The 8,660-nt window shown below is 46.9% G+C and carries 8 protein-coding genes and 1 rRNA gene; all 9 read right to left on the bottom strand.

The genetic code is table 11. The features are described 5' to 3' along the window. Positions 1-78 (bottom strand): 16S ribosomal RNA (locus V1L65_RS10000); the annotation flags it as partial. Positions 79-1,409: 1,331 nt separating this feature from the next. Next, positions 1,410-2,738 carry an LLM class flavin-dependent oxidoreductase gene (locus tag V1L65_RS09995; RefSeq protein WP_331698994.1) on the bottom strand — a complete coding sequence of 443 codons (1,329 nt, stop codon included), beginning with the start codon at positions 2,736-2,738 and terminating at the stop codon, positions 1,410-1,412. A 31-nt stretch (positions 2,739-2,769) separates the two neighbouring features. Then, complete coding sequence (locus V1L65_RS09990) at positions 2,770-3,228, bottom strand: DinB family protein (protein ID WP_331698993.1); 459 nt, start codon at positions 3,226-3,228, stop codon at positions 2,770-2,772. 52 nt (positions 3,229-3,280) lie between these two features. Continuing rightward, complete coding sequence (locus V1L65_RS09985; protein WP_331698991.1) at positions 3,281-4,453, bottom strand: amidohydrolase; 1,173 nt, start codon at positions 4,451-4,453, stop codon at positions 3,281-3,283. An 18-nt stretch (positions 4,454-4,471) separates the two neighbouring features. Beyond that, entirely contained in the window at positions 4,472-5,488 is a 1,017-nt protein-coding gene (locus V1L65_RS09980) for an LLM class flavin-dependent oxidoreductase (RefSeq protein ID WP_331698990.1), read from the bottom strand. A gap of 23 nt (positions 5,489-5,511) precedes the next feature. After that, positions 5,512-6,264: an amino acid ABC transporter ATP-binding protein gene (locus tag V1L65_RS09975; protein ID WP_331698989.1), complete on the bottom strand. Its 753-nt coding sequence runs from the start codon at positions 6,262-6,264 to the stop codon at positions 5,512-5,514. Then, positions 6,261-6,971 carry an amino acid ABC transporter permease gene (locus tag V1L65_RS09970; RefSeq protein WP_331698988.1) on the bottom strand — a complete coding sequence of 237 codons (711 nt, stop codon included), beginning with the start codon at positions 6,969-6,971 and terminating at the stop codon, positions 6,261-6,263. Before V1L65_RS09970 ends, V1L65_RS09975 begins: the two co-directional genes overlap by 4 nt. Continuing rightward, a complete protein-coding gene (locus V1L65_RS09965) occupies positions 6,968-7,753 on the bottom strand; it encodes an amino acid ABC transporter permease (RefSeq protein ID WP_331698987.1) in 786 nt (261 codons plus the stop codon). The genes V1L65_RS09970 and V1L65_RS09965 overlap by 4 nt, the downstream gene beginning before the upstream one ends. Before the next feature lie 34 nt (positions 7,754-7,787). Beyond that, the gene (locus tag V1L65_RS09960) at positions 7,788-8,651 is read right to left on the bottom strand and encodes a transporter substrate-binding domain-containing protein (protein WP_331698985.1); all 864 of its coding nucleotides are present in this window, start codon (positions 8,649-8,651) and stop codon (positions 7,788-7,790) included. Between the last annotated feature and the right edge of the window lie 9 nt (positions 8,652-8,660).

Here is an 8,660-nt window from a genome sequence, read left to right as displayed (position 1 = left end):
AATTACACTCCGCTCGACTTGCATGTATTAGGCACGCCGCCAGCGTTCGTCCTGAGCCAGGATCAAACTCTCCAAAAAAGTTTGAAAGCTCATTTCGTTGCTAGCATCATTTCGGAAAACGGGGTTTTCCTAATGATGTGTATTGCTTATCTATTCATCCGAGGATGAATAGGGCATTTCACTCGTTGTTCAGTTTTCAAAGAACAAAATTCTTCGTTTGTCGTTCGCCTTATCTCTCAGCGGCGACTTTTATAATATATCACATCTGCCTATCTTATTGCAAGTACTTTTTTAAAAAAATTTTAAATTCTTTTTTTGAAAGCTTTATTTATGTACCTGCTCGAATCGGCGAACTCTAATGTAACATAGACTTTATAGCGAGTCAATACTTTATATTAGAAATATGTAAACTTTGTTCTAATCATATCGAATATTGTAGTTTAATAGAATAGGGAGGTGTGATTAGGCAGAGAAGCTGTCCCATAGACAGTCAATAACCTGCAGGCGATGATAATGAAGTGGCTGTTGCGATGATACGAAAGAAAGACAAGTACTTTGCAGCAATGGCAAACTTTGTTTTGTGGAATCGGAACGAGCAAATATATGCTAAAGCTAACTACATTTCCTCAGACTGTTGAAAAGCTCTACAACGGCTTAATAGTCTGCATTAAGGACCACCTAGAGCGGAAATCGAGATGCTTTCACTTTTTAACGAATCCTGAATACGCTATTTCGCATAAAATGCCTTTTTTGAAATTCTAATGCATCACAGAGACGCAATCTGTGAACAAATGGTCCTTTGGGCAGCGTTTTATACCCAATAAGCACGCTACGATTCGTTACATTTTCAAAACAAGCTTTTTCGGTGTAATAACGATACTAGGATTCGTTAGAGTTTCCAAACTACTTTTTCAACAGCCTGATTTCCCGTACTTAGTTTTAAGAAATTCAGCTTTTTTGTGATTCTAAGGGGAAAAACTGCATTTAGTTTGGTGCGTTTCGCATAATATAGGGTAATTCTATAATACTAGATGCATGAAATACATGTAGAATCGTTTATTCGATAAAAAAGCAGAATCTAGATGCATAAAATGTACTTAGCTATCACGAGCGCTTGCCCATTCTTCATATTACTTTTTCATCAGACTGAAGGTTTACTCCTAACGGTTGCCACAGACGTTAATCATGCGAAAATGAAGCAATAAATTTTCTAACGGTTGCCATCGCGCTTAATACCGTTTAAATCACTGATTTCTTCGAAAAATGGCACAATAACGCTCATGGCAACCGTTCTAGTTTCGAATCGGCTAAAATAAGCGAATTAGCAGCACTTGCAACCGTTAGAAAAAACCACCGTCTTTACTTATATATAATAGAAGAACTTTAGAGTCTCATCTAAATGCTACGTTTTAGCTTCCGGCCTGCACCCGTGAATAGCGATTTTCCGGAAATGGCAGTCCTAAATTGCCACGCAGCGTATCGCTCTCATATTCCGTTCGAAACAATCCGCGCTGCTGCAATAGCGGTACTACCTGATCCACAAACTGCTCAAGACCGCCTGGGTATGCTTCAGTCAGCATAAAGCCATCGGCTGCCCTTTGCTCAAACCAAAGCTGGATTTGGTCTGCGATTTGTTCGGGAGTACCTACAAAGCTTCCTCTTGGTGTTGCGCTGCGAAGCGCCACTTGACGCAAGGAAAGCCCCTTTTCCTTGGCCTCCTGCTTTATTTTATCCGTACCGCTCTGGAAGCTGTTCTTTCCTAAATCGCCAAGCTCCGGGAACGGCTCATCCAGCGGATATTGCGAAAAGTCATGATGCTCAAAGTATCTGCCCAAGTAATGAAGCGCATTTTCTATCGTAACAAGGCTGGCTATCTCTTGGTACTTGCGCTCCGCCTCTTCAAGCGTGTCCCCAATAATAGGGCCGATGCCCGGGAATATAAGCACCTCGTCAGGATTGCGGCCGAATGAAGCGGCTCTTGTCTTTACCTCATTATAAAATTGCCTCGCTTCCCCTATCGTTTCATGCCCGGTAAATACAGCATCCGCTTCCTTTGCAGCATAGTTTTTGCCTACCTCAGAAGCTCCTGCTTGGAAGATGACAGGCTGCCCCTGCTTGGAACGGGCAATATTAAGCGGTCCTTTTACAGAAAAGAACTCCCCTTCGTGGTTAAGAGCGTGCATCTTTTGAGAATCAAAGAATACTCCGGCTTCCTTGTCACGAACAAATGCATCGTCCTCCCAGGAATCCCATAGACCGCGGGTTACCTTCAAATACTCAGTTGCGATCCGATAGCGCTTATCGTGATCCGGATGCTCCTTTTTGCCGTAATTAAGCGCTGAGCCTTCAAGGGGAGATGTAACGACGTTCCAGCCGGCACGGCCTCCGCTGATCACATCAAGCGATCCAAACTGGCGCGCAACGGTAAAAGGCTCGCTATATGATGTCGAAAGAGTCCCTACTAAGCCAATGTTGCGGCTGACAGCTGCCAATGCGCTAAGTATCGTCAGCGGCTCGAAACGATTAAGAAAGTGTGGAATCGATTTTTCATTTATATATAACCCATCCGCTATAAATATAAGATCAAGCTTGCCTTCCTCTGCTTTCTGCACCCAAGACTTATACAATTCAAAGTTTACACTGGCATCTGTCTTCACATCAGGGTGACGCCACATGGCCATATTGCCGCCTACTCCATGAAGCAGCGCGCCCAGCTTTAATTGCCTTGCTTTCGCCATGCTCTCTCTCCTCCTTGAATTTTTCTTTTTTTTAAAGCTGACTTTTAATACGGCTGATCTGTCCCAAATGATTTTGAACATGAGCGGCGAAGCCATCAATAATAGAAGCTACACTTACTTGATCTCCCTTGAAATTAGCAGCGCTCTTGTTCCAATCCTCCTCGCCTAATCGAGCAAAAAGCAAGCTATTGTATTGAAGCAGGCTATTATACACCGACAGTACATCTTCTGCTTTCCCCTCATTGGCGTATTGCCCGCTCACCCACGCATCTTGACCAAAGATGGGCAGACGATTTTCAGTAGCAGCAAGCACATCCCTTGCTCTGAAGGAAATAACGATGCTATGATCCACAAGATGAGTAAGCACCTCTAAGATACTCCAGCTTGCTGGTGCAGGCTTCCATTTCAACTGCTCTTCAGATAAGTTTTGGATAGCTGCTGTTAATTGACTATAGGTGTTCAAATAGCTGTCGATCCGCAAATGACTCATATGACTCCTCCAAATCTAAAATTCATAACTGCCTGCCGTAAAAACACACGCCTTAAGCGTTTCCTGCATTATGACGCGAGTTCAAATAGCCCACTGCGATCTGGGAAAGATAAGCTGCGCTAAACGGCAACGCGCGCTCATCCACATCAAAAGCGGGATGATGCCATTCCTTGCTGCCGGATGTACCAAAGAATACAAATAAGCCCGGCACTTCTTTCTGGTAGACGGCAAAATCCTCGCCGGCAGGCGACGGTACCGGCCTTACAATTTCCAGGCCAATTGCAGCAGCTGCCTCATCTGCTAACTTGACCAGCGACCAATCATTGACTACAGGAGGCGGCCCCTCCGTCCAGCAAATCTCGGCTTTTGCTCCCAGGGCAGCTGCCACTCCTTCTGTTACCTGCACAAAACGGGCAAGTACATCTTCGCGGACCTTCTCATCAAATGTACGGATAGTGCCATCGAGCAGCGCCGTTTCGGGAATTATATTCCATGATGTTCCGCTATGAATTTTGGTAACACTAATGACAGCACTTTGCAAAGCACTAACGTTGCGGCTGACGATGGATTGCAGCGCTGTAACGATATGCGAAGCCGCTACGATCGGATCGACGCCGGACTCTGGTACGGCAGCATGCGAGCCCGCTCCTGTTATACTGACGGTAAACCCATCAGCAGCTGCCATAAGCGGACCGCCGGCAATGCCAATCGTTCCTACGGGAAGATCAGGCTTGTTATGCAGCCCAAAAATGGCTTCAACTTCGTGCAAGGCACCACTTCGAACAACCTGCCTTGCCCCTGATGCTTTCTCTTCCGCAGGCTGAAATATTAGTCTGACTGTTCCATTCAGCTGCTTTTCCTGCTGTTTTAGCATATAAGCGGCGCCAATTAAGGAAGCAGTATGGTAGTCGTGGCCGCAGGCATGCATTTTGCCTGGATAAACTGACGCATAGGGCAATTCGGTTTCTTCTTGTATGGCTAGTGCATCGATATCCGCACGAAGAACGACGATCGGTCCGCCCAGCTGACCGCCAATTTCTGCGACTACTCCAGTCTTTAAGCCATAATCCACGACTCGTATACCTTCACTCTTAAGCAATGAAGCTATATAGGCTGTCGTTTCTGTTTCTTCATTAGAAAGCTCAGGATGCTGATGCAAATGACGTCTTATCCTAGTTAACTGTTCGCTGAACGCCTCTGACTTGAGAATGGCTGCTTGATTCATAAAGCTTCCCCGCTTTCTTTACTGACTTACGGCCGCTTCTTTCAATGCCTCGCTAAGCAGCTGAAAAGAATGAAGCCGTTTCTCGTAAGGAGTTACATTCGTGGTCACAATAAATTCCTCTACATCGAATGCCTTCTGAAGGTCAAGCAATTGCGTGCGTATCGACTCCTTGGTCCCTTTCACAACGGAAGCTCCCAGCTCTTCAATGGTATATTCCTCGCTGCTTTGAATACCAAATTCCTCGGCCTGCTCGCGAGTAGCAACCGTGAGCTTTTTGCCGCTCATAAGCACAATGCGATACAGCTTTAGAGCACTTGCCAGCTCAGCAGCCTCCTCCTCACTGTCCGCGGCCAGCAAAGCAAGAGCAACTATAGCCAGAGGCTGATTGCCGGAAGCTGAATTGAATTTTTCGCGGTAAGTACGAATAGCTTCCTCCGCAATTACTTGATTGCCATTTATAAATAGAGAAAACACATACGGCAATCCCAGCTCGGCTGCAATTTCAGCGCTGCTTACGCTTGCGCCAAGCAAAAATAATTCAGGAGCCACTGCCGGAACAGGGCCAGCCTTCAGCCCAGCAAGCGGATGACCTTCCTCCAGCCTGTTATGCACATATTTCTCAAGCTCGATAATTTTCTCTGTCAATTCAGCCTGATCGACAGCCCCCAGCTGCAGTGCCTGAGTGCTGCGCGGCAGCCCGCCCGGAGCGCGGCCAATGCCAAGATCGATCCGGCCTGGAGCGAGAGAGGAGAGCACATTGAAATTTTCGGCTACCTTATACGGACTGTAATGCTGCAGCATCACGCCCCCCGATCCGACCCGGATCCGCTCCGTTTTAGCAAGCAAGTAGGAGATTAAAACCTCCGGTGACGATCCTGCCACTTGCTCCGAGTCATGATGCTCCGAAACCCAAAAACGGTGAAAACCCAGCTGTTCACTTAGCTGTGCCAGACCAACCGTATGGCGGAAAGCTTCCTCCGCAGTTTCCCCCGGATAGATCGGACTCTGATCTAATACACTAATCGTTATAGCCATGGGATTGCCTCTCCTCCTGTATCCTATATGGAATAATTTAATTCTGGCGTAATACGTTTTAGAAATTGCTTCGTACGCTCCTCCTGTGGATGGTTAAATACTTGCTGCGGCGTACCTTCCTCAACAATTACTCCGCCATCCATAAAAACGACGTGGTTGGCCACATCGCGGGCAAAGCCCATCTCATGCGTCACGACGATCATCGTAATGCCTTCCTTGGCAATTTTGCGAATAACGGCCAGCACCTCGCCTACCAGCTCAGGGTCAAGCGCCGAGGTCGGTTCATCGAATAAAATGACCTCCGGCTCCAGCGCCAATGCTCTGGCAATGCCGACACGCTGCTGCTGGCCGCCTGACAGCTGGCTCGGATAAGCATCCAGCTTGCTCCCAAGACCTACCTTCTCCAGCACAGCTGCACTTTGCTTTCTTGCGTCTTCCTTGGAGAGCTTTTTCACAGTAACCAGACCCTCCATTACATTTTCTAGCGCAGTTTTATGACGGAATAAATTATATTGCTGGAATACCATCGCCGACTTTTGCCTCAGCTGATGAATTTCCTTGCGTTTGGCCAGCCTGCAATTCAATTTGAAATCACCGATTGCGATTTCCCCGCTCCCTGGCTTCTCCAAATAATTAACGCAGCGCAGCAGCGTCGTCTTGCCCGAGCCGCTCGGCCCAAGAATAACAACGACTTCCCCTTTGGCAACATTCAAATTAATATCCCTTAGTACTTGATGGCGTCCAAATGATTTGGCAATATTCGAAAGCTTAATCATGCTACCCCACCCCGATTGTAAAGATTGATCCTTTTTTCTAGCCATGCCGTCATACGCTCAATTAATAAGGTAAGCCCCCAGAAGATCGCAGCAGCCGCCAAATAGGATTCGAAAAACTTCCAGTTGGTCGATGCCACGATTTGCGCCTTGGCATTAATATCTATGACCGATACGGTAAAAGCGAGCGTGGACCCGTGCAGCATGCCTATGACGGAATTGGACAGGTTCGGCAAGCTCGCGGCGATCGCTTGTGGAAAAACAATGCGGCGCAGTGCCTGCCAAGTCGTCATCCCAATAGAATGTGCCGCTTCCAGCTGCCCCTTATCTACTGCCAGCAATCCAGAACGGACTACCTCAGACATATAAGCCCCGGCCGTAATCGAGAATGATATATAAGCAAAGCCGATCATAGGTACAGATACTGAGCGGAAGCTCCAGCCGAAATATTCAGCAAGCCCGTCGATGAGCACTGGCAGTGTAAAATAGATAAGCAGCAAATGCGTCAGCATCGGCGTTCCGCGAATGAAGGTTACATAGCTTGCTGCCAGCGTGTTTAAAAAAGGAACTTTGTAAATTCGCACAAAAGCAATTACCGTCCCGATCATAAAACCTGCGGTTATAGAAACAATAGTAATTAATAGCGTCGTTGGCACAGCGCCAAGCAGTTCAACAAATGCTGTCCAAATAAATGAAGGATCCAGCTTCATAGGCTTGCTCCTCCTTTGCTTGATTGCAAATCTGCTATAATTCGGCGAAACGATCGGCTTTTAAATTTATCTAGCCAGCTGCGCGATGCATAATCTATTCGTTCATGACGCAGCAACCGCCGTTCTGCCGCAAGCAGCAGCCGCTCGAGAATAAAGCTGATAGCGAGATAAATAAGGGCAAGCGCCAGATAAGCTTCAATAAAATGCTGTGTCAAAGTGCCAAGCGTCTGCGCCTTGCCTGTCATTTCCATAACCCCTAGCGTAAAGGCAAGCGAGGTATCCTTTAGCAAAGCAAGTAATAGATTGGAAAATACCGGTACAGCTATAGCCAGTGCCTGCGGCAGCACCACCCGCGTAAAAGCCTGCGGCCCTGTCATTCCCATCGCATATGCCGCTTCAACCTGCCCCTTATCAACCGCAAGCACAGAAGCGCGAATCATCTCAGACATAAAGGCTCCTGTATGAAGCCCATAGGTCAAAACAACAAACAGCAGTACGGGCGCTCTTGTCACATCCAGATGGAGCAGCTTCAGCACCTCAGGCAATCCGTAATAAAATAAAAACAGTTGAATAAGAATAGGCGTTCCGCGAAAAAAAGATATATAAACCTCTGCGGCTGTCTTTAATACCGGCACCTTATACAGTCGGGGAAGGGCAATGAGAAAACCGACGATAACAGCAACAGCAAGCGAGCCGCCAACTATTACCAGCGTTGTGCTTAGCGTAGACAGCAGCTTTGAAAAAGAATAGAACACAAAGCTCCATTCAAACGGCTTCCCCATTAATCAACCCTCCCCTCATTTTTACGAAAATCATTTATTGAGCTGTGTCCGCAGTCACATCCGCCCCAAGCCATTCCGTGCTTAGCTTGCCAAGCGTGCCGTCTGCCTTCAGTTCTTTAATTACGCCATCGACAGCGTCAGCCAGCTTCTGGGACGCTTCATCATCCTTGCGGAAAACATACAATATATCTGCGGAAGAAAGCTCCTTCCCGGTTGTTTTCAGCTTGCTTTCCGGATCAATAACCGGAAGCACGAAGTCTGCAAGCAAAGTTGCTTCCACGCGCCCAGTTGTAACCTGGCTTACCGTATCATTAGCTGCACCGTTCGAAAAAACGACGTTTATGGCGTTATCATTTTCTTTGTTATAGTTCTCCAATATTTGAGCTTGCGCGCTTGTTGCGCCTACAAGCACCTTCTTGCCCTTCAGGTCATCCAGTGATTGAATGGAATCATTGTCCTTAGCGACAACAATCCGGTTTCTCCAATGAGCATACGCCTCTTTATTAAATAAATACTTTTGCTCACGCTCAGGATTTTTTTCCATGACGTGGGCCAGCAGGTCAATTTTTTTCGTTTCCAAGCTAAGCAGCAGGTTGCCGAACTCCATCGTCTGGAATTCAAACTCATACTGCGGCAATCGCTCATCGATAATTTTTAGAAGCTCGACATCAAATCCAGTCAGCTTGCCGTTTTCGTCGAGAAAGCATACTTTCGGAAAACCTGTGCCAGTTCCTATAATGATTTTGCTTGGCTTTTCAACTTGGCCTGATCCATTATCCGATTTGCTGGATGCCGTTTGAGACGGGCTTTTTTCATTGCCTTTATTGCCGCTTGCGCCGCATCCAGCAATCGCAGCCGCTATTATCAAAGTAAATACCAGTACAATTGTCCTCTTCATCCTGCTATC

The organism is Paenibacillus sp. IITD108, assembly GCF_036541265.1.
In the GTDB taxonomy this organism is placed as follows: Bacteria; Bacillota; Bacilli; order Paenibacillales; family Paenibacillaceae; genus Pristimantibacillus.
The sequence above is the reverse complement of the archived record's forward strand: the minus strand, read 5'-3'. Positions and strand labels throughout refer to the sequence as shown.